Origin of the sequence: Sphingobium sp. WCS2017Hpa-17, assembly GCF_031843765.1 — a bacterium.
Taxonomy (GTDB): Bacteria; Pseudomonadota; Alphaproteobacteria; order Sphingomonadales; family Sphingomonadaceae; genus Sphingobium.
Genome location: NZ_JAVTIV010000013.1, coordinates 31,866 through 53,817, shown reverse-complemented (window position 1 = coordinate 53,817; position 21,952 = coordinate 31,866). Strand labels below are relative to the sequence as shown.

General features: G+C 63.9%; 17 protein-coding genes and 1 tRNA gene. 10 read left to right on the top strand and 8 right to left on the bottom strand.

Annotation, left to right across the window (positions count from 1 at the left end):
- Positions 1–133: 133 nt before the first annotated feature.
- The 6 genes from aroA to RQH62_RS16845 all read left to right on the top strand — a co-directional run bounded on the left by aroA (position 134) and on the right by RQH62_RS16845 (position 6,499).
- Complete coding sequence (gene aroA, locus RQH62_RS16870) at positions 134–1,474, top strand: 3-phosphoshikimate 1-carboxyvinyltransferase (RefSeq protein ID WP_311269890.1); 1,341 nt, start codon at positions 134–136, stop codon at positions 1,472–1,474.
- Positions 1,471–2,100 carry a (d)CMP kinase gene (gene cmk, locus RQH62_RS16865; protein WP_311269889.1) on the top strand — a complete coding sequence of 210 codons (630 nt, stop codon included), beginning with the start codon at positions 1,471–1,473 and terminating at the stop codon, positions 2,098–2,100. Before aroA ends, cmk begins: the two co-directional genes overlap by 4 nt.
- Positions 2,101–2,275: 175 nt before the next feature.
- Positions 2,276–3,988, top strand: coding sequence for a 30S ribosomal protein S1 (gene rpsA / locus RQH62_RS16860; RefSeq protein WP_311269888.1), 1,713 nt, complete (start codon positions 2,276–2,278; stop codon positions 3,986–3,988).
- A gap of 179 nt (positions 3,989–4,167) precedes the next feature.
- A complete protein-coding gene (gene ihfB, locus RQH62_RS16855; RefSeq protein ID WP_120249753.1) occupies positions 4,168–4,455 on the top strand; it encodes an integration host factor subunit beta in 288 nt (95 codons plus the stop codon).
- Between the two features lie 105 nt (positions 4,456–4,560).
- A tRNA-Leu gene (locus tag RQH62_RS16850) sits at positions 4,561–4,646 on the top strand.
- Between the two features lie 68 nt (positions 4,647–4,714).
- Positions 4,715–6,499: a cation:proton antiporter gene (locus RQH62_RS16845; RefSeq protein WP_311269887.1), complete on the top strand. Its 1,785-nt coding sequence runs from the start codon at positions 4,715–4,717 to the stop codon at positions 6,497–6,499.
- Here the strand turns inward: RQH62_RS16845 and RQH62_RS16840 are convergent.
- The 5 genes from RQH62_RS16840 to RQH62_RS16820 form a co-directional block, all read right to left on the bottom strand.
- The gene (locus RQH62_RS16840; protein ID WP_311269886.1) at positions 6,496–7,440 is read right to left on the bottom strand and encodes a glutaminase; all 945 of its coding nucleotides are present in this window, start codon (positions 7,438–7,440) and stop codon (positions 6,496–6,498) included. The two genes, RQH62_RS16845 and RQH62_RS16840, sit on opposite strands and share 4 nt — an antisense overlap.
- Before the next feature lie 43 nt (positions 7,441–7,483).
- On the bottom strand, positions 7,484–8,047 hold the full coding sequence (locus RQH62_RS16835) for a nucleoside 2-deoxyribosyltransferase domain-containing protein (protein WP_311269885.1): 564 nt from the start codon (positions 8,045–8,047) through the stop codon (positions 7,484–7,486).
- A 23-nt stretch (positions 8,048–8,070) separates the two neighbouring features.
- Positions 8,071–10,734 (bottom strand): alanine--tRNA ligase, encoded by a 2,664-nt coding sequence (gene alaS / locus RQH62_RS16830; RefSeq protein WP_311269884.1) that lies wholly within the window; start codon positions 10,732–10,734, stop codon positions 8,071–8,073.
- Positions 10,735–10,870: 136 nt separating this feature from the next.
- Positions 10,871–11,506, bottom strand: a complete 636-nt coding sequence (locus tag RQH62_RS16825) for a hypothetical protein (RefSeq protein WP_311269883.1) — start codon at positions 11,504–11,506, stop codon at positions 10,871–10,873.
- Positions 11,507–11,549: 43 nt separating this feature from the next.
- Positions 11,550–12,821: a Xaa-Pro peptidase family protein gene (locus RQH62_RS16820; protein WP_311269882.1), complete on the bottom strand. Its 1,272-nt coding sequence runs from the start codon at positions 12,819–12,821 to the stop codon at positions 11,550–11,552.
- A 225-nt stretch (positions 12,822–13,046) separates the two neighbouring features.
- On the opposite strand from RQH62_RS16820, the gene RQH62_RS16815 reads away from it, so the two are divergent.
- Positions 13,047–14,042, top strand: a complete 996-nt coding sequence (locus tag RQH62_RS16815; protein WP_311269881.1) for a glycosyltransferase 61 family protein — start codon at positions 13,047–13,049, stop codon at positions 14,040–14,042.
- Positions 14,043–14,044: 2 nt separating this feature from the next.
- On the opposite strand, the gene RQH62_RS16810 is transcribed toward RQH62_RS16815, so the two are convergent.
- Together RQH62_RS16810 and RQH62_RS16805 are read right to left on the bottom strand one after the other, a co-directional pair.
- Positions 14,045–14,671 carry a glutathione S-transferase gene (locus RQH62_RS16810; protein WP_311269880.1) on the bottom strand — a complete coding sequence of 209 codons (627 nt, stop codon included), beginning with the start codon at positions 14,669–14,671 and terminating at the stop codon, positions 14,045–14,047.
- 176 nt (positions 14,672–14,847) lie between these two features.
- Positions 14,848–16,959: a malate synthase G gene (locus RQH62_RS16805; protein ID WP_311269879.1), complete on the bottom strand. Its 2,112-nt coding sequence runs from the start codon at positions 16,957–16,959 to the stop codon at positions 14,848–14,850.
- Between the two features lie 94 nt (positions 16,960–17,053).
- On the opposite strand from RQH62_RS16805, the gene RQH62_RS16800 reads away from it, so the two are divergent.
- Genes RQH62_RS16800 through RQH62_RS16790 form a run of 3 tightly spaced genes read left to right on the top strand, consistent with a single transcriptional unit; the run spans position 17,054 to position 21,002 of the window.
- Positions 17,054–17,959, top strand: coding sequence for a LysR family transcriptional regulator (locus RQH62_RS16800; RefSeq protein WP_311269878.1), 906 nt, complete (start codon positions 17,054–17,056; stop codon positions 17,957–17,959).
- A gap of 27 nt (positions 17,960–17,986) precedes the next feature.
- Positions 17,987–20,254, top strand: a complete 2,268-nt coding sequence (locus RQH62_RS16795) for an NADP-dependent malic enzyme (RefSeq protein ID WP_311269877.1) — start codon at positions 17,987–17,989, stop codon at positions 20,252–20,254.
- A 52-nt stretch (positions 20,255–20,306) separates the two neighbouring features.
- Entirely contained in the window at positions 20,307–21,002 is a 696-nt protein-coding gene (locus RQH62_RS16790; RefSeq protein ID WP_311269876.1) for a L,D-transpeptidase family protein, read from the top strand.
- A gap of 6 nt (positions 21,003–21,008) precedes the next feature.
- Here RQH62_RS16790 and RQH62_RS16785 read toward each other — a convergent pair whose 3' ends face one another.
- Positions 21,009–21,896 (bottom strand): EamA family transporter, encoded by an 888-nt coding sequence (locus tag RQH62_RS16785; RefSeq protein ID WP_311269875.1) that lies wholly within the window; start codon positions 21,894–21,896, stop codon positions 21,009–21,011.
- Positions 21,897–21,952: the final 56 nt, after the last annotated feature.

The following is a 21,952-nucleotide window of genomic DNA, read 5'->3' as shown; positions in this document are numbered from 1 at the left end:
CTTCGATGCTTCAAACAGAAATCACGCGGCGCAACGCACAGGTTGCCCGCGAAACGTCGGGCGCCTTGCCATAGCGGGATCGCGCTGTCAAAAGCCGCTCGCATTTTTTCGGTTCCAACACAATGGATACCCCGTGACCCAGCATGACGATCAAGCCATCCCCCGCACCTTCTCCGCCGCGCCAGCTTTGGCGGGCAGCGTCACCGTGCCGGGCGACAAAAGCATTTCCCACCGCTCGCTGATGCTGTCGGCGCTGGCCGTGGGCGAAAGCCGGGTCGAGGGCCTGCTGGAGGGCGAGGATGTGTTGGCTACGGCGGCAGCCATGCGTTCCATGGGCGCAACGATCGAGCGCGACGAGGATGGCGTGTGGCATATCCATGGCGTGGGCGTCGGCGGCCTGCTCCAGCCCGAAACCGCGCTGGACATGGGCAATAGCGGCACGTCGACCCGCCTGCTGATGGGCCTGCTCGCCAGCCATGACCTGACCGCGACCTTCGTGGGCGACGCATCGCTGAGCAAGCGGCCGATGGCGCGCGTGACCGAACCTCTGTCCCGCATCGGCGCCAGCTTCACGACCAGCCCCGGTGATCGTCTGCCACTGACGATGAAGGGCGCCTGCCCTGCCGTACCGCTGGACTATACCCTGCCCGTCGCGTCGGCGCAGGTGAAGTCGGCGATCCTGCTGGCCGGTCTCAACACGCCGGGCATCACCCGCGTGGTCGAGCCGATCCCGACCCGCGACCATAGCGAGCGCATGCTCAAGGGATTCGGCGCTGACCTCAAGGTCGAGGTGCAGGCGGACGGCACGCGCATCATCACGCTGGTCGGCGAAGCGGAACTGAAACCGCAGAATATCGTGGTGCCGGGCGACCCGTCCTCCGCCGCTTTCCCGATGGTCGCGGCGCTGCTGGTGTCGGGATCGCAGGTCATGATCGCGAATGTGGGCCTGAATGGCACGCGCGCCGGCCTGATCGACCTGCTGCGCGAAATGGGCGGATCGATCGAGGTGGTCAACGCCCGCGAAGTGGGCGGCGAGCCGGTCGGCGACCTGATCGTCACCGCGTCGGCGCTGAAGGGCGTGGAGCCAGACCCGGCGCGCGCGCCCAGCATGATCGACGAATACCCCGTCGCCTTCATCGCCGCAGCTTTTGCCGAAGGGCGCAGCATCTTCCGCGGTCTTGAGGAACTTCGCGTCAAGGAATCGGATCGGATCGCCACCATGGCGCAAGGGCTGCGCGCGATCGGCGTGAGCGTGGAGGAACTGGAAGACGGCATCATCATCGAGGGTAGCGGCGGCGCGCCGCTGCTTGGTGGCGGACCGATCGCCACCAGGCTGGACCACCGCATCGCGATGAGCTTCGCCATCGCCGGGCTGGTGTCCAAGGATGGCGTCACCATTGACGACATGCGCCCGGTCGCTACCAGCTTCCCGACCTTCCTTCCCCTCCTCCAGTCTCTGGGAGCGATTGCATGATCATCGCCGTCGACGGCCCCGCCGCATCCGGCAAGGGCACCATCGCCAAGGCGCTGGGCCGGCATTACGGCCTTCCCGTTCTGGACACTGGGCTGCTCTATCGTGCGGTCGGCCTGTCCGTGCTGAAGGCGGGCGGCGATCCGGATCATGAGGGCGACGCATTGGCCGCCGCCGGTTTCGATGACGCGACCCTGGCCGATCCCGCGCTGCGCAGCGAAGCGGTGGGCAGCCTCGCCTCTCGCGTGTCGGTGCATCAGAGCGTGCGCGACGCACTGGTCAAGCGGCAGCGCGACTTCGCCACCCAACCGGGTGGCGCGATCCTGGACGGGCGCGATATCGGTACGGTTATCGCGCCCGATGCCGACGCGAAGATCTTCGTCACCGCCAGCGTCCATGTCCGCGCCGAACGCCGCTTCAAGGACGCACAGGCCCAAGGCGGCCATCCCGACATGGACAGTCTGATCGCCGACATTCAGGCGCGTGACACCCGCGACATGAGCCGCGATCATGCACCGCTGAAGGTGGCCCAGGGCGCGGACTTGCTAGATACGAGCGATTTGACTATAGACGCGGCCGTCCAGCGGGCCATCGCGCTTGTGGACGCCCAGCTTGAAGGTCGCCCCTGAGGGATGACCCGACAAGGCGCGCGGAGTTTCCGGGCGCCCTTTTCGCTTATCTCGCCTGCGCGTTTCACGGCCGTAACCCATTGGATACGCGCCGGATATTCGGTCCTGCGCGTGGTTTGGCCAAAGACCATCGGACACAACCGATTGGCCAGCAATGATGAGTGAAGGACCAACCATGGCCTCTACGGCATTCCCCTCGCGCGACGATTTCGCCGCGCTTCTCAATGATTCTCTCGGTGGTGAAGACGGCGGCTTTGAAGGCCGCGTCGTCAAGGGCACCGTTACCGCCATCGAAAACGACCTGGCCGTCATCGACGTAGGCCTGAAGTCGGAAGGCCGCGTGCCGCTGCGCGAATTCGCTGCGCCGGGCCAGAAGGCTGACCTGAAGGTCGGCGACGAAGTCGAAGTCTATGTCGACCGCGTCGAAAACGCCCATGGCGAAGCCATGCTGTCGCGTGACCGCGCTCGCCGCGAAGCCGCCTGGGACAAGCTGGAAAGCGAATTCACCGAGAGCGCCCGCGTCGAAGGCGTCATCTTTGGCCGCGTCAAGGGTGGCTTCACCGTCGACCTCGACGGCGCCGTGGCGTTCCTGCCCGGTTCGCAGGTCGACATCCGCCCCGTGCGCGACGTCACCCCGCTGATGGACATTCCGCAGCCCTTCCAGATCCTGAAGATGGATCGTCGCCGTGGCAACATCGTCGTGTCGCGTCGCGCCATTCTGGAAGAAACCCGCGCCGAACAGCGTTCGGGCCTCATCCAGACGCTGGCCGAAGGCCAGATCATCGAAGGCGTCGTCAAGAACATCACCGACTATGGTGCGTTCGTTGACCTAGGCGGCATTGATGGCCTGCTGCACGTCACCGACCTGTCGTACAAGCGCATCAACCACCCCAACGAGATGATCAACATCGGCGACACCGTCCGTGTTCAGATCATCCGCATCAACCGCGACACCCAGCGCATCAGCCTCGGCATGAAGCAGCTGGAAAGCGATCCGTGGGAAGGCGCCGCCGCCAAATATCCGATCGGCGCCAAGCTGTCGGGCCGCGTCACGAACATCACCGAATATGGTGCGTTCGTCGAGCTGGAGCCGGGCATCGAAGGTCTGGTCCACGTTTCGGAAATGTCGTGGACCAAGAAGAACGTCCACCCCGGCAAGATCGTTTCGACCAGCCAGGAAGTCGAAGTTCTGGTCCTCGAAGTCGATCCCGAGAAGCGCCGCATCTCGCTCGGCCTCAAGCAGGCCCAGTCGAACCCGTGGGATTCGTTCGCCGAACGTCACCCGATCGGTTCGACCGTCGAAGGCGAAGTCAAGAACGCGACCGAATTCGGTCTGTTCATCGGCCTGGACGGCGACGTCGACGGCATGGTCCACATGTCGGACATCGCATGGGGCATTTCGGGCGAAGACGCGCTGGCGCTGCATCGCAAGGGCGAGTCGGTTCAGGCCGTCGTTCTCGACATCGACGTCGAGAAGGAGCGCATCAGCCTCGGCATGAAGCAGCTTGAGCGTGGCGGCCCGGCCGCTGGTGGCACCGCTGCGGCGGCTGCCGGCCTCAACAAGAACGCGATCGTCACCGTGACCGTTCTGGAAGTGCGCGACGGCGGCCTGGAAGTCCAGGCTGGCGAAGACGGCGCTGCCGGCTTCATCAAGCGCAGCGACCTGGGCCGCGACCGCGACGAACAGCGTCCGGAACGCTTCCAGGTTGGCCAGAAGTTCGACGCCATGGTGACCGGTTTCGACCGCGCCAAGAAGCCGACCTTCTCGGTCAAGGCGATGCAGATCGCCGAAGAGAAGCAGGCGGTTGCGCAGTACGGCTCGTCCGACAGCGGCGCGTCGCTGGGCGACATCCTGGGCGAAGCGCTCAAGGCGAAGAGCGAAGGCTAAGCCCTTTCGCTTTCCAAGTGACAGAAAAGCCCGCCGGACCATCGTCCGGCGGGCTTTTTCATGGCCGTGATCGCATCATCCTTTTGGAAACGTAACGATCCCCTTGTTCGCCGATTGTCAACGCCTTGCAGATTATCTATAACAGCGCAGGGGCACAGCAGAGGGGCGCTGGAGATCCAATGATCCGTTCGGAACTGATCCAGAAACTGGCCGAGGAAAATCCCGGCCTGAGTTTGCCGGAAGTGGAAAAGATCGTCGATCTTTTCTTCCGGGAGATTGTCGACCGCCTGTCCACGGGCGGTCGTGTCGAATTGCGCGGCTTTGGCGCATTCACCACCCGCGCACGCGATGCCCGCACCGGGCGCAATCCGCGCACCGGCGAGCAGGTCCCGGTGGACGCCAAGCGCGTACCCTATTTCAAGCCGGGCAAGGAAATGCGTGAACGGCTGAACGGCAAGGACGCCTGAGTCAGCCAATCTGTCGAAAACGGAAGACGATCGCGCCATTGCGCGATCGCCCTTGACCTGCCGCGCGCCAGCCGCCACTGAGACGCGGCGTGGCTATTCTGTCATGCGGACGTGGCGAAATCGGTAGACGCAGCGGACTTAAAATCCGCCTCCCCCTGGGAATATGGGTTCAAGTCCCATCGTCCGCACCAGCAAAGATGACAGGTTTTTTCCTGTCAAAACACTGGCTATTGCGGCCAGTTGCCGCAATGATGGTTTCATGGCCGGCGCAATCAATCCCAACAGCTTCAGCGACTCCCTCGTCATCCTGGGGGCGGCGGGACTCGTCATTCCGGGATTTGCCCGTTTTCGGATCAGTCCGGTAATCGGCTTCATTCTGGTCGGCCTGGCGGTCGGCCCGGCGGGTCTGGGGTCGCTGGTGGGCCAATATCCCTGGCTCTATCATGTCACCATTTCCAATAGAGAGGCGATCGAGCCGTTCGCGGAACTGGGCGTCATCTTATTGCTCTTTTCCATCGGGCTGGAGCTGAGTTTCCGGCGATTATGGACCATGCGTACGCAGGTGTTCGGGGTCGGCGCGGCGGAACTGATCGGCGGCGCGCTGCTCATCGCTATGGGCCTCTATTTCCTGGGCCAGCCCTATGCCGGCGCGATCGGACTGGGGCTGGCGCTTGCCCTCTCCTCCACCGCCGTCGTGTTGCCGATGGTCGGCACGCAAAGCGCAGTCGGTCGCGCGGCCTTCTCCATGCTGCTGTTCGAGGATCTGGCGCTGGTCCCGATCATCTTCATGCTGGGCGCCCTTGCCCCGTCCGTCGCGGCCAGCCCGGACGGCGCCTGGGGCGAAATGGCCAACACGCTGATGAAAGGCGGCATCACCATCGCCGTCATGCTGGTGCTCGGCCGCGTCATCCTGCCCCATGTGTTCAGCCAGGCAGCGCGGACCAAGAGCCCGGAAGTGTTTCTGGCGGCCAGCCTGCTGGTGGTCATCATATCCAGCCTGGCGACATCGATCGCCGGCCTGTCGCCGATCGTGGGCGCTCTGCTCGCCGGCCTGCTGATCGCCGAAACCGATTATCATAGCGAGGTCGAGGTGATGACTGCCCCGTTCAAGGGGCTGGCGCTGGGCGTGTTCCTGATCACCGTGGGCATGAGCCTGGACATTCGCGTCATTCTGGCCAACTGGCCCAGCCTGATGCTGGCAGTGGTCGGCGTAGTGCTGGCCAAGACGCTGGTGACAGGGGCACTGCTTTACATTTCCGGCGCGCGCAAGGGCGTGGCGCTGGAGGTCGGCGTGCTGATGTCCAGCCCGTCGGAAACCACGCTGATCGTGCTGTCGGCCGCTGCCGCCGCGCAACTGATCCTCCCCTCCACCGCCGCCTTCTGGCAAATCGTGACCGCCATCGGCCTCACCATCACACCGCTGCTGGCGCGGATCGGCCATGACATCGCCCGCCGGCTGGAAACGGCGCTGGGGGAGGAAACGGTCGAAACGACCGAGGAACATACCGAAGCAGCGGCCGTCATTATCGGCTTCGGTCGGGTGGGGCGCATGGTGTGCGACCTGCTCAAGACCCACAAGCAGCGCTTCATTGTCGTCGAATCGGACCCGGATGTCGTCGCGGAGGCGCGGCGACTGGGCTATCCGATCCTGTTCGGCGACGTCGCGCGCGCGGAGATGCTGGACCGGCTGCGTCTGGGCCATGCCCGCGCGCTGATCCTGACGATGGACGATCCGGTGCTGTCGGTGCGCGTAACCAAGCGGGTGCGGGGCTGGGTGCCCGACCTGCCGATCATTGCCCGCGCCCGTGACACCGATCATGCCGCGCAACTCTACAAGGCCGGAGCCAGCGATGCCGTGCCCGAGACGCTGGAAAGCTCGCTGCAACTGGCGGAGACGGCGCTGGTCGATCTGGGCGTAGCGATGGGGCCAGTGATCGCGTCGATCCACCAGACCCGCGAGGATCTGCGCGTCGGGATCAAGGAAGCCGCGCAGATGGAAACCGCGCCGAAATTGCGGCGGTTACGCGCAGACGAAGTACCCTAATCCCCCTCTTCGGGCGGACTAAATACCGACCAGCCGGTGCGCCGCGCCAGCATTTCCAGCGCCTGCGTGCCAAGCTGACTGTTGCCGCTGTCGTTGAGGCCGGGCGACCAGACCGCGATTGAGGCACGGCCGGGAACAATGGCCAGGATGCCGCCGCCCACGCCCGATTTGCCGGGGATGCCCACGCGAAAGGCGAAGTCGCCCGACGCATCATAATGGCCGCAGGTCAGCATCAGCGCATTGATGCGCCGTGCCCGGCTGGGCGACACCACCCTGCCCCCGTCGGGATGTCGCCCGTCCAGCATCAGGTAGCGGCCGGCAAGCGCCAGTTGGCGGCAATTCATCTCGATCGCGCATTGATGAAAATAGCTGCCCAGCACCAGATCGACCGGATGCCTGACATTGTTGAACGCGCGCATATAGTTGGCGAGCGCCATGTTGCGGAAGCCGGTCGCGGTTTCGGATGCGGCAACATCCTCGTTGATGGCGATGCTGTCGTCACCGGTCAGATAGCGCATGAAGCGCAGCATTTCGCCGATCGCCACGCGCGGTTGATGGCCACCGAGATTCACGTCGGACACGACGATGGCGCCTGCATTGATGAAGGGGTTGCGCGGAATCCCCTCCTCCCGTTCCAACTGCGTGATGGAATTGAAGGCGTTGCCGGAAGGCTCCCGCCCCACCCGGTCCCATAGCTGGTCGCCGACCTTGCCCAGCGCGAGCGTCAGGGCGAAGACCTTCGATATGGACTGGATCGAAAAGCCGGTGTCCGCGTCGCCCCCGGTCAGCATCCGTCCGTCCGCCGTCGCGATGGCGATGCCGAATTGGGCCGGATCGACCTTCGCCAGTTCGGGAATGTAGCTGGCAACCGTACCGCGATCGTCGGCAGCGGCCATGGCGGCGGTGATGTCAGTCAGGAGCGCGGGAAGATCGATGGCCATGATAGGCCTTTAGCCCAAGCTGGTACTGATGAGAAAGGCGCGATCAGTCGAGCGCGCGGTTGACCGTCGCGATACGCGCGCGGACTTCGTGCAACAGCGCGTCGAAGGACGAAACCTGCTTCGCGCCATAATGCCCGGCCGTAATATCGACATTGCCCTTCCGCCAATAGCCGTCCGGGCAGAAGATGATGAGTTTTCCCGATCGGGCATGCAGCCCCATTTCAAGCAGACTGACCGGGCTTTGCGATCCCGGTGCGAAGTAGAGGATGATGATATCCGCGCTGTCGAGCGCGGCCAGTTCCCATTCCACCTGTTGCCGGAAATTCGGGTCGCTCGCTTCCGGCTTCCACGCCGGGTTCCAGTCGGGCCGGCGCGGATTGAGGATAGCCACGCGCGCATCGGCCAGCGCCGCGATCATGTCGCGCTGCCAGTCGGTCGCCTTGCCCATGTCGATGCTGCCGCCCAGAAACAGGCGGGCGCGGTCATGGCTGGCTGGCAGCGGTTGCGGCGAGGTGACGACCACCGGTTCGGCGGCCTGCGCAGCGAGCGGTGCCGCCAGCAGCAACGATGTCAGCAACAGGCGACGCATGCCGATGGACGGCGTCATGTAGTGACGCCACCCCGCTCCATTCAGGCCGGCACGCTGGCGAGCGCAGCCTTGACCGCGTCAATGGCCGCCTGTGCCTTGTCGCCGTCGGGGCCACCGCCCTGCGCCATGTCGGGACGGCCGCCGCCGCCCTTCCCGCCCAGCGCTTCCACGCCGGCGCGGACCAGATCGACGGCGCTGAACGTGCCGGTCAGGTCGTCGGTGACGCCCACGGCAATGGTCGCGCGGCCGTCGACCACGGCCAGCACGGCGGACACCCCGCTGCCCAACGTCTTCTTGTTGCCGTCCACGATACCGCGCAATTCCTTGGGATCGAGGCCGTCGATGACCTGACCGAGGAAATCGATAGCGCCGACCTTTTCCGGCCCGGCCGCCTGTGCGGACCCGCCACCGCCAAGGGCCAGTGCCTTCTTGGCGTCGGCCAGTTCGCGTTCCAGCTTGCGGCTCTGCTCGACCAGCGCGGCGATGCGTGCGGGCACGTCGTCGGGCGAGGTCTTGAGCGCAGCAGCGGTCTGGCGCAGCTTGTCGTCGCGGTCGATCAGCCACAGACGCGCGGCTTCGCCGGTCAGCGCTTCGATCCGTCGAACGCCCGAGGAGACGGCGCTTTCCGCCACGATCTTGAACAGGGCGATATCACCGGTCGCGCGGACATGGGTGCCACCGCACAGTTCGACCGAATAGCTGTTGCCGCCCGGTTCGCCCGGCAGGCCCATGGACAGGACGCGCACTTCGTCGCCATATTTCTCGCCGAACAACGCCATGGCACCGGCCGCGATGGCATCGTCAGGGGTCATGAGGCGGGTCGTGACCTCCTCATTATGGCGGATCTGCGCGTTCACATCGGCCTCGACCTTCGCGATCTGCGCATGGGTCAGGGCTTCGGGGTGCGAGAAGTCGAAGCGCAGGCGCTCCGCCGCGACCATGCTACCCTTCTGCGTAACATGCCCGCCCAGTTCCTTGCGGAGCGCGGCGTGCAGCAGATGGGTGGCGCTATGGTTGGCGCGGATGCGGTCGCGACGCTCGACGTCTACGACGAGGTTGACCGTATCGCCGACCTTGACGCTGCCGGCGCTGATCGTCGCCTGATGCGCGTGCAAACGGCCCAAAGGCTTCGACGTATCCGCCACATCTGCGGACAGGCCGCCCAGCGAACTGATCGTGCCGGCGTCGCCATTCTGGCCACCGCTTTCGCCATAAAAGGGAGTCTGGTTGGTGATGATCGCCACGCTGTCACCAACGGTGGTGCTATCCACACGCACGCCGTCCTTGACGATGGCCAGCACTTCGCCTTCACCCTTGGTAGAGGCATACCCAACGAACTCGGTGCTGCCGAGCGTTTCGGCTATATCATACCAGATTTCGTCCGACGCCTTTTCGCCCGATCCCTTCCAGGCGGCGCGCGCGGCGGCCTTTTGTTCGGCCATGGCGGCATCGAAGCCAGCGCGGTCGACCAACAGCCCTTGAGTGCGCAGCGCATCCTCGGTCAGGTCATAGGGGAAGCCATAGGTGTCGTAGAGCTTGAACGCGGTTTCGCCCGGCAGGGTCGCCCCTTCGCCCAAATCGGCGGTCGCTTCGTCCAGCAGGCGCAGGCCGTTTTCCAGCGTCTTGCGGAACCGGGTTTCCTCGCGCAGCAGGGTTTCCTCGATCAGCGGCTGGGCGCGGACCAGTTCGGGGAAAGCGCCGCCCATTTCCGAAACGAGGCTCGACACCAGACGATACATCAGCGGGTCTTTCGCCCCGATGATATGCGCGTGACGCATGGCGCGGCGCATGATCCGGCGCAGCACATAGCCGCGGCCTTCATTGGCGGGCAGCACGCCGTCCGCGATCAGGAAGCTGGTCGAGCGCAGATGGTCCGCGATGACGCGATGGCTGGCCTGAAACTCGCCATCGGTGGCGGTCTTGGTCAGTGCGGCCGAATCCTCGATCAGCGCCTTGAACGTGTCGGTGTCATAATTGTTATGGACGCCCTGCATCACCGCCGCGATGCGCTCCAGCCCCATGCCGGTGTCGATCGACGGCTTGGGCAGTTCCGAAACGATCTCGTTCGCTTCCTGCTCATATTGCATGAAGACGAGGTTCCAGATTTCCACGAAGCGGTCGCCATCTTCTTCCGGCGAACCGGGAGGGCCACCCCAGATATGGTCGCCATGGTCGTAGAAGATTTCCGAGCAGGGACCGCAGGGACCGCTATCGCCCATCGCCCAGAAATTATCCTTGGTCGGGATGCGGATGATCTTGTGATCGGGCAGGCCGGCAATCTTCTTCCACAGGTCGAACGCCTCATCGTCCGTGTGGTAGACGGTCGCGGTCAGCTTTTCGGCGGGCAGACCCCATTCCTTGGTCAGCAAGGTCCAGGCATGGGTGATCGCCTGTTCCTTGAAATAGTCGCCGAAGCTGAAATTGCCCAGCATTTCGAAGAAGGTGTGATGGCGCGCGGTGTAGCCGACATTGTCGAGGTCGTTATGCTTGCCACCCGCGCGGACCGACTTCTGGCTCGACGTCGCAGTCTTGTAGGGGCGCGTTTCCAGACCCGTGAAGACATTCTTGAACGGCACCATGCCGGCGTTCACGAACATCAGCGTCGGGTCGTTGTGCGGCACCAGCGGCGCGGACGGAACGATGGTGTGGCCGTTGGCCCCGAAATAGTCGAGGAAAGAGCGGCGAATGTCGTTGGTCGAGGTCATGGGGGCGATTTAGTGGGAAGCGGCCCGCCGCACAAGCGGGGGATTTGGTCGTGAGGTGCCGAGAGATACCTGCTGCCGAAATGCATATTCTTATGGCTCACGTTCATTCATTCCGGCATGGAATAAGAACATCATCTTATGCAAAACCAATGTTCTTAGATGAAACTCTAAATAAATTTGTACGAACCGTAATAATAACCCGCGCCGCCCCTCCTTCTATCGAACTTACAGGCTCAAGAAGAGTGTCCGTTTCAACATTAACTTTAGTTATAAGAGAGTCATCTTCAAGAAGGCAAAAAAATGGCATTTCATCAGGTTCGGGCTCTTCATAACTTCCCACCTGAGAGAGAGATTGAGGCATCGTGAGAGCGTCAAAAAGCGTTTTGAGACGATTGTCTATATCGCCTGCGCGCAAAACGTCGCCAACCCTATCATCTCGCAAAAATAGGACTTGGATGTCGCATCCAATTTCGAGATCTCGTGTAACTAATGGAACAAAATTATAACTGCCCAATGCGTGCTTGATCGAAAGCGATTTTATTGAATTATTGTTGTGTGGACGACCAAATATTGCTGTACCGGGGCCGGGCATTTTACCTGAACTGAGAGGCTTACCAAAGCTCGAAAGATAGGGATTTATCTCCCACAAACGACGAATTTGCTTGTGAAAAATTTTTCTAATTCTCTGTTTTTCGGTAGCCCTTGCATTTTGGAGACGGCCTTTATTAGTTTCTGAAAGAACCAACCCCTGATAAGTTAATCGAAATTGCACGTTTCCTCCTAACTAAAAAATATCATCTCTCAGCCGTTCCGTACTACGTTATCGGCTCTTCAATCGACACCGGCGGTTTCGAGAACCATTGCGATCCCTGCGCCGTCATATGGAAGCAATCCTCGATGCGAACGCCCATAACGCCGGGCAGATACAGCCCCGGTTCGTTGGAAAAGCACATGCCGACGTCCAGCGTCGTCGTTTCGCCATGGACCAGGTTGACCGGTTCATGCCCTTCCATGCCGATGCCGTGGCCGGTGCGGTGGGACAGGCCGGGCAGCGCATAGCCGGGGCCATAGCCCTGTTTCTCATACCAGCCGCGCACCGCGTCATCGACCGAACCGGCGGCCGCGCCCAGTTTCGCGGCGGCGAAGGCGATCTTCTGGCCCTGCGACACGTCGTTCCAGGCCTTGCGCTGCTGCGCGCTGGGGGCCGCGCCATGGACGAAGGTGCGGCTGATGTCGGACTGGTAATCCTCTACCGTGCAGCCGCAGTCCATCAGCACCACTTCGCCCGCGCGCACCGCCTGCGGCTTGCCGGAGCCATGCGGATAGGCGGCGGCCTCGCCCAGCAGGATCAGGTTGAACTCAACCTGCCCGCCCAGTTGCTTGGTCGCGGCGCTCATCAGCGCGCCGATGTCAGCCGGGGTCATGCCGGCCTTCACTTGCGGGTAAGTCCAGCGATAGGCGGCCATGGTGACGTCGGCGGCCGTCTGCATCAGGGCGATTTCCGCCGCCGTCTTGCGCATGCGGATGGCGCGGGTGACGGGGTCTTTCACAAGGCTTGCGGCGGGCAGCACGGCCTTGAGGCCATCGACCGCGAAATAGCGGACCGTTTCCTCGATGCCGATGCGCCCCCTGACCAGCCCCTTCGCGGTCAGGAAATCGGCGATCGGGGCATAGGGGCTTTCATGCTCCTGCCAGACGCGGACCTCTGCGGGAATGGCGAGCGATTCGTCGATCGAGGGCTTCTCGAAAAAGGGGCAGACGACCAGAGGCGTGCCGCTGGCCGGGATGACCAGCGCGGTCAGGCGTTCGCTGCGATGCCAGCGGATGCCGCTATAATAGATGAGGCTGGCGCCCGGCTCGACCAGCAGCGCGTCGATGCCCTGCGCCTGCATCATCGCCTGCGCGCGGGCGAGGCGGTCGGCGCGCTCCGCCTTGCCGATCGGCGTGACGCCGCCGGTCAGGGATTTGAGCGCCTCGCCCGCTTTCTCCTGCGCGAACAGGCGCGGACTGACCAGCGATGCGGCAAGGCCGGCAGCGGCAGTGCGCAGCAGGGTACGGCGGTCTGGATGATAGAAGGTTTTGGTCATGCGGTTTCCCCGGCTGCGTCGGCCAAATGGCTAACGCAGCAGGCGTGCGATCACAACAGTCGGCGCCTCTAATCGCCAAGCAATCCGCCGGGCCTGCGCGATGTCAAGCCTTGCCATCCTTCGCCGGGACTGCGAGGGCATGTCTCAAACGGCAATATTCGGAGTCACGGCCGCATGGCGGAGCAGCTTTTTCAAACTTGGCCCAGCAGCCGGCAAATTCCGCCCATGCCGATGCTGTGGAATGACGGACTGACCCATACGATCGAGCAATATCACGCGATGAAGCTGGAGGCGCCGTCGGCGAGCATCTGGGCCTTCGACGATGCCCAACTGATCGGTCCGTGCATCCCGCCGGTCCTTCAAAGCCTGTCGGAAGACATGAAGAACGCGCTGTTTCCCGGCTACATCATCCGCAAATATGCCGATGAAAGCTATACCGGCCAGTTCCTGCAAGGCGACGGCGAGCGGCGGACGATCGACACCGCCTGGACGGTCTGGAACTATAATTGCGTCATTTACGGTCATTTCCTGCTGGAGGTGATGCCGCGCCTGCTGGTCATGCGCGCGGCGCACCGGGACGATCCGTCGCTGGCGGCGATCCCGATCATCCTGCCGTCCAATGCACCGTCCTATGCGCTGAAATGGATCAGCCTGCTGCTGCCCGACTTCCGCGTCGAAACGAAGGCGCTACAGGATGTGCTGACCGTGCGCCGGCTGCTGATCCCCGGCTGGGGCAATCGCTTCGTTTATTCCGATGTCGTCCATGACGAACTGGAATTGCTGACGGCGCCCTATCGGCAGGAAGGGGCTGAACGGAAGCGGATTTTCGTGGACCGGCGCGTCCAGTCCTATCGCATCCTGGCCAATGCCCAGGCGCTCCAGGATATCGCCGCCAATTACGGCTTTGAAAGCATCAGCCCGGAACATCTGACGCTGGAACAGCAGATCGCGCTCTTCGCGTCGGCCGACGATGTGATCGGCGAGTTTTCCAGCGCGCTGCACAACAGCATCTTTTCGCCCGCCGGATGCCGGGTGATGGCGATGAACTACATCACCGAATGCCAGTCGCGCATCGGCAATTTCCGCAGGCAGCGGGTCGGCTATATATTACCCCGCGAAGGCCCGATCGGCTTCGATCCCAGCATAAAGGGCGAACGCCATTTCGAAATCGATCCCGCCACATTCGAGCGGAAGCTGAACATCATGCTGAAGCGGCAATAGGGTCAGGCATAGGCATAAGGTCCGCCGGCGGCCAGCGCTGCCCCGTAGGCGGGCCGCGCGTGCATTTCCTCTAGCCAGCGGATCAGATGCGGGCGGCGGCTGTCCAGGCCGCCCCGCGCGCGCGACGCCTCCAGCGGAAAGCTCATCATCATGTCGGCGGCGGTGAAGCTGTCACCGGCAAAGTAGGGCCGGATCGCCAGCTCGCTTTCCAGCCAGTCGAGATGATCGTCCAGCATGCGCTGTACCGTCGGGCGCGCGGGGCGGCCGAGCAGGCCGAGCTTGCCGACGACGAGCAGCGCCAGCAGCGGCGGCATCATCGACCCTTCGGCATAATGGAGGAACTGGCGGTAGAGGATAGCGCCCTGCGCATCGGCGGGCGGGCCGAAACGATTGCCGGACCGGGCGACCAGATAATCCATGACCGCGCCCGTCTCTATCAGGCGATGACCGTCCACCTCCACCACCGGGGAGCGGCCAAGCGGATGGATCGCGCGGAGCGATGCCGGCGCACGCATTGTCTTGCGGTCGCGTTCATAACGGCGGACTTCATAGGGTTCGCCCAGTTCCTCCAGCAGCCAGAGGATGCGTTGCGAACGGCTGTTGTTCAGATGATGGACGATAATGGCCATGTTGGCTCCCATGCTGCCCGACGGTCAGGGCGTAACGCAGCATGGGAGGATTGCCAAGGCATCGCGCTGTTCCCCGGCGAAGGCCGGAGTCCAAAGCCGGGGTCCAGAGTTGTCAAGCGCGGCGTTTCGAAAACTGGACCCCGGCTTCCGCCGGGGAACAGTGTCGTGAATTTACCTTATGCGTCTTCCAACGCTTCCGCCTTCTGCTCCGCGCGGAAGGCGTGGAGCAAAGGCTCGGTATAGCCGCTGGGCTGCTCGACGCCTTCGAACACCAGCGCACGGGCGGCTTGATAGGCCAGGCTCTCCGCTTCACGCCCGCTCATCGACTGATAGAGCGGATCGCCCGCATTCTGCGCATCGACCTTTGCGGCCATCCGCTCCAGCGCGGCGTCGACCTGATCCGCCGTGCAGATGCCGTGCAGCAGCCAGTTGGCCATATGCTGCGAGGAAATGCGCAGCGTCGCGCGATCCTCCATCAGGCCGATATCGTGGATGTCGGGCACCTTGGAGCAACCGACGCCCTGATCGACCCAGCGGACGACATAGCCGAGGATACCCTGCGCATTATTGTCCAGTTCCTGCGCGATCTCCTCGTCCGAGAAGTTGCGACCGACCGCGATGGGAATGGTCAGCAATTTGTCCAGCGGGGCGATCCCCTCCGCCTTGCGCTCTTCCTGACGGGCGAAGACGTCGATGCGATGATAATGGGTCGCGTGCAGTGTCGCGGCGGTCGGCGACGGCACCCAGGCGGTGTTGGCTCCGCTCCTGGGATGGCCCGATTTCTGCTCCAGCATATCGGCCATGCGATCGGGCGCGGCCCACATGCCCTTGCCGATCTGCGCGCGGCCCGACAGGCCGCAGGCGAGGCCGATCTGGACGTTGCGGTCCTCATAGGCGGTGATCCAGTCGCTGCTCTTCATCTCACCCTTGCGGATCATCGGACCAGCCTGCATCGACGTGTGCATCTCGTCCCCGGTGCGGTCGAGGAAGCCGGTGTTGATGAAGACGATGCGACCCTTCACCGCTTCGATGCAGGCGGCGAGATTGGCCGAAGTCCGGCGCTCCTCGTCCATGACGCCGACCTTTAGCGTATGGCGCGTCATGCCCAACATGTCCTCGATCGCGTCGAACAAACGATTGGTGAAGCCGGCTTCCTGCGGCCCGTGCATCTTGGGCTTGACGATATAGACGCTACCCGCGCGGCTGTTGCCGCCCTCCCGCTTCAGGTCGTGCAGCGCGATCAGGCTGGTGACGATGCCGTCCAATATGCCTTCCGGGACTTCGTCCCCATTGGGCAGGCGGATGGCCGGATTGCTCATCAGATGGCCGACATTGCGGACGAACAGCAGGCTGCGGCCCGGCAGGGTGAAGGCGCTACCGTCCGGCGCGGTGTAGCTACGGTCAGGATTGAGCGCGCGGGTCATTTGGCTCCCGCCCTTCTCGAACGTCTCGGTCAGGTCGCCCTGCATCAGCCCCAGCCAGTTGGCATAGGCGGCAACCTTGTCCTGCGCATCGACGGCGGCGACGGAGTCCTCCAGATCACAAATGGCGGTCAGCGCGGACTCCAGAATGACGTCGGATATGCCGGCCGGATCGGTCGCGCCGATCGGGTGCGCCGTGTCGAAGACGACTTCGATATGCAGGCCATTATGGCGGAACAGCTTGCCCTTCGCACTGGTGCCGATGCACTGCGACGGATCGGCGAGAATGATGTCATCGCCCGACAGATCTGCCCAACTGCCGTTCGCCAGCGGGATCGCGTCGTCCAGAAATGCCTTGGCCCAGGCAATGACCTGCGCGCCGCGCGCGGCGTCATAGCCCTTCCCCGTCGCCGTGCCGGGAATGGCGTCAGTGCCGTAAAGCGCATCATAGAGGCTGCCCCAGCGCGCATTGGCGGCGTTCAGCAGGAAGCGGGCATTGAGGATCGGGACGACCAGTTGCGGGCCGGCCAGACGCGCGACCTCGTCATCGACATTTTCGCTGCCGATGGTGAAGGGCCCGGGTTCGGGGACCAGATAGCCGATCTCGCGCAGATAAGCCTGATAGGCGTCCGCGTCATGCGGCTGGCCCCGGCGCTGTTCGTGCCAGCTGTCGATCTGCGCCTGGAGCGTGTCGCGCTTACGCAGCAGCGCGGCGTTGTCCGGCGTAAAGCGGGCGAAGACATCAGCGGCGCCGGCCCAGAAAGCCTCGGGCGCGATGCCGGTGCCGGGCAGCGCGCGGCTGTCAATGAAATCGGCCAGCTCCTGCGCAACCTGAAGGCCAGCTTTTTCGATCATGCGGTCGGTCATGAATCCACTCCTTGATTGCGCCCTTCATAATCCCTTCGCATTATGCCGTGTAGACGCTATTATGCGAAGACAGTCATTCCTTTGGTGAACGAATATGATGGACCCCGACCATGAATTGTTCGTGACCGTCGTTGACGAGGGCGGGTTGGCGGCGGCCGGGCGGCGGCTGCATATATCGCCCGCGATGATGTCGAAACGGCTGGCGCGGCTGGAGGAGCGGCTGGGCGCGAAGCTGGTCCATCGCACCACGCGGCGGCTGGCGCTGACTCCGGCGGGCGAACGGCTCCATGCCGACCTGCGCGGCATATTGGCCGCGCTGGACGAGGCGGAGCGGCGCGTGTCGGGCGCATCGGCGATGGCGAGCGGGCCGCTGCGCATCACCGCGCCGACCTCCTTCGGACGCATGCACCTCGCCCCCTATCTCCAGCACTTCATCGATACGCATCCCAAGGTCGATTTGACGGTCGACCTGTCGGACGATTTCGCCGACCTGATCGAGAGCCGCGCGGACCTTGCCATCCGCATCACCGCCGATCCGGGGCCGGGGCTGACGGCACGGCGGCTGGCGACCAACCGGCGCATCCTCTGCGCCGCACCCGCCTATCTGGCGCAGCATGGCACGCCGCAGACGATCGCCGACCTGAAGACCCACCGCCTGCTCGCCGCCGAAGGGCAGATGCCCTGGCGGCTGGTCGGGCCGAAAGGACCGGTGAGCATCGAGGGGCGCAGCCATGTCCGCACCAACAGCAGCGAACTGGTGCGCGAACTGACGCTGGCGGGCGGCGGCATTGCGCTGCGGTCCTTATGGGACATCAGTGAGGCTTTGCTGCGCGGCGACGTGCAGCAAATTCTTCCCGCCTATGAAGGGTCGCGCGACGTCGGCCTGTTCGCGGTGCAACTGCCCCAGGCCAATCCGCCGCGCAGCATCACCGCTTTCGTCGATTTTCTTGTTACACTTTATGTCCCAATGCCGCCTTGGGAACGGACCGTCTTGCCCTAGCGGAACCGAGGCTCTAAGGCCGCGCCCATGGACGATAACACCCGCCGCGCCGCCCTCGACTATCACCGCTATCCCCAGCCCGGTAAGCTCCGCATCGAGCCGACCAAGCGCATGGTGAACCAGCGCGACCTTGCCCTGGCCTATTCGCCGGGCGTGGCCGCGCCCTGCGTCGAGATCGCTGCCGATCCGGCCAAGGCCATGGACTATACCGCGCGCGGCAATCTGGTCGCCGTCATCTCCAACGGCACGGCCGTGCTGGGCCTGGGCGCGATCGGCGCGCTGGCGTCGAAGCCGGTGATGGAGGGCAAGGCCGTCCTCTTCAAGAAATTCGCCGACATCGACGTGTTCGACATCGAAATCGACACGACCGACGCGGACGCTTTCGTGGATGCCGTTGCCCTGATGGAGCCGACCTTCGGCGGCATCAATCTGGAAGACATCAAGGCGCCTGAGTGCTTCGAAATCGAGCGTCGCCTGAAAGAACGGATGAACATTCCGGTCTTCCATGACGACCAGCATGGTACCGCGATCGTCGTCGCCGCCGCCGTGCGCAACGCGCTGGTGCTACAGGGCAAGACGCTGGCCGACGCAAAGCTCGTGACGTCGGGCGCCGGTGCCGCTGCGCTCGCCTGCGTCGACTTGCTGGTGTCGATGGGCCTGCCGATCGAAAATGTGACGATGACCGACAAGGATGGCGTCATCCATTCGGGTCGCGAAGGCATGTTGCCCAACATGGCGCGCTATGCCCGCACCACCAATGCGCGCACCCTGCCCGACGTGCTGCCGGGCGCGAACCTGTTCCTGGGCCTGTCGGCACCGGGCGTGCTGAAGGCTGAATGGCTGCCGCTGATGGCGCCCAATCCGCTGATCTTCGCGCTCGCCAATCCGGAGCCGGAAATCCGCCCGGAAGCCGCCCGCGAAGTGCGCCCCGACGCGATCATCGCCACCGGCCGGTCGGACTATCCCAACCAGGTCAACAACGTCCTGTGCTTCCCCTATATCTTCCGCGGCGCGCTGGATTGCGGCGCGACGCAGATCAACGAAGCGATGAAGGTCGCCGCAGCGGACGCGATCGCCGCCCTCGCCCGCATGCCCGCGCATGACAGCGTGGCGCAGGCTTATGGCGGCCGCAAGCTGGTGTTCGGCGCCGACTATATCATCCCGACGCCCTTCGATCCCCGCCTGATCGGCGAGATCGCTGTCGCCGTCGCCCGCGCCGCGATGGACAGCGGCGTCGCGAAGAAGACGCTGGACCTGGACGAATATAAGCGCAGCCTGACCCATCAGGCGACGCGATCGGGCCAGTTGATGCTGCCGGTGTTCGAAGCAGCGCGCGGCAGCCAGACCCGCATCGCCTATGGCGAGGGTGAGGATGACCGGGTGCTGCGCGCCATTCGCGACGCGCTGGACGAGGGCATTGCCCGCCCGACCATCGTCGCGCGCCGCCGCATCCTGGAACAGAAGCTGCCCGAACTGGGTCTGGGCTTCGAACTGGACCGCGACGTCGATGTCGTCGATCCTGAAACCGACCATCTGGTCATGGGCGAACTGGTCGAGGCCTATCGCGCGGTCGCATCACGCCGGGGCGTGCCGGCCGACGAAATATTGCGCCATGTCTATCGCCGCCCGACCATCACTGCCGCCATGCTGTTGCAGACCGGCCGCGTGGATGCCGCACTGGTCGGCGGACGCTCCGAATATTGGGGCCAGGTCGAACATGTGCTGCGCATCATCGACCGGGCGCCGGATCATAGCCGCGTCTATGCGCTGTCGGGCCTGATCCTGGACGCGGGCGCCTTGTTCATCACCGACACCCATATGGTGCCGGACCCGACGCCCGAACAGATTGCGGAAATGACGCTGGCGGCGTCGGCAGAGATCCAGCATTTCGGTCTGAAGCCACGCGTCGCGATCCTGTCCCACTCCAATTTTGGGGCGTCGCACACCGACAGCGCGCGCAAGATGCGCAAGGCTTACAAGATCGTGCGCGATGCCGCGCCCGATCTGGCGGTCGATGGCGAAATGCATGCCGATGCGGCACTCAGCCAATCTTTGCGTGAGCGCCTGATCCCCGATTCGCGGTTCGAGGGGCCGGCCAACCTGCTGGTCATGCCGAATCTCGACGCGGCCAACATCACGCTCACTGCGCTGGCGGCCTCCTCCAGCTCGCCCACGGTCGGGCCGATGCTGATGGGCCTGACCAAGCCGATCCATGTGCTGACGCCCGGCGTGACGTCGCGCGGCATCCTGAACCTGACCGCGATCGCGGCGGCGGAAGTGGCGCGGGAAGGCTGAATTTAACCTTCTGCGCCTATGCTGCCGCTGACATGGAGGCAATGGGACGAAGATGGCGGGTTTCCTGAAACGGTTCGGACCGAAGCTGGCGATCGGCGGCGTGGTGGCGATGACCGCGCTGGTCGTAGCCATCTCGGTCGACCGGCAGGCGTTCGAAGGCAGGGCCGCGCCAGAAGCGCCCGTGCCGGAAAAAGCCGCCAACGCCGCTTCCCCTGCCCCCAATTCCAGCGCTGCCAAGCCCCCCGAATTGCGCAGCGATCAGGGCATGACCGTAGATCCCCATGCCCTGCGTGTGAAGCGGGTGCTGAAGATCGACGGGCCGTTCCGCCATGGCGATTTCGCCTGGGACGAAAAAGGCGCACCGTCGACCGGCCGCATCATCGTGACCGTCGACCTGCGCGCGCAGACATTGTCGGTCTTCCGCGACGGCTATGAGATCGGCGCGGCCGTCATCCTCTATGGTGCCACCGACAAGCCCAGCCCGAAGGGCGCCTTCCCGATCACGCAGAAGATCGCGGACTATTATTCGCGCACATACAATAATGCGCCGATGCCCTTTGCCCAGCGGCTGACCAGCGACGGCGTGTTCATCCATGGCAGCGACGTCAAATGGGGCAACGCTACCCATGGCTGCATCGGCGTCCCTAAAGACTTCGCCGAAAAGCTGTTCGGCGTGACGAAGGTGGGCGACCTGGTGGTCATCACCGATGGCAAGATGCTGGATGTCAGCAAGGCGACGGTCGGTTAAGCGACCTTATTGTGGCGCATCCTCGATCGTGGGCTTGTGCCCGGCGGTCAGCGCGCTGCCGCCCGACGCCGACATGATGCACAGGATCGCGATCCACTGAAGCAGGGTCAGCCGCTCACCCAGCAAGGCAAAGCCGATCACAGCTCCCACGGCCGGCGCGGAACTGACCATCAGGCCGAACACCGGTGCCGGCAATCGCCGCATCGCCTCCATATCCAGCGAATAGGGCAAGGCGCTGGACAGGAACGCGATGGCTATGCCCAATGTCAGCACATGGGGGCTGAACAGCGCCGCCGTGTAATGAGCGACACCCACGGGCAGGATCAGGATCGCTGCAATCGCCATGCCCAAGGCGACTGCATCCCCGCCCAATGCGCCGGAAACGCGCTTGCCAGTCAGGATATAGGTGGCCCAGCAGGCCGCCGCCGCCAGGGCAAAGCCGACCCCCAGCGGATCGAGCGCCGCATCGCTGCGCAACGGCAACAGCAGCAACAACCCGCCGACCGCCGCCGCCAGCCACAGGAAATCGCGCGGCCGGCGCGATCCGAACAGAACGACGGCCAGCGGCCCGATCACTTCGATCGCGATGGCAATGCCGATCGGAATACGGGCGAATGCCTGATAGATGAGGATATTCATCAGCCCCAGCACGGCACCATAAGCCAGCAGGGACCATCGCAGGTCCGACGGGACTGCCCGTCGCCATGGCCGGCGGAACAGCAACAGCAGGATCGCGCCCAGCCCGACCCGCAAGCTGGTGATGCCATAAGCGCCGACCAGCGGAAACAAGGTTTTGGCTATCGCAGCACCCAGCGTAACCGACGTCAGCGACGCCAGCACGGCGCCGGCCCCGATGATGACCGCCCGTCCATCCTGCCCGATTTTCTCTGTCATGGCGGCGCTATAGCCGATCCCGCGACGGGCACGAACTGCAATTGATTGCAGAGCGC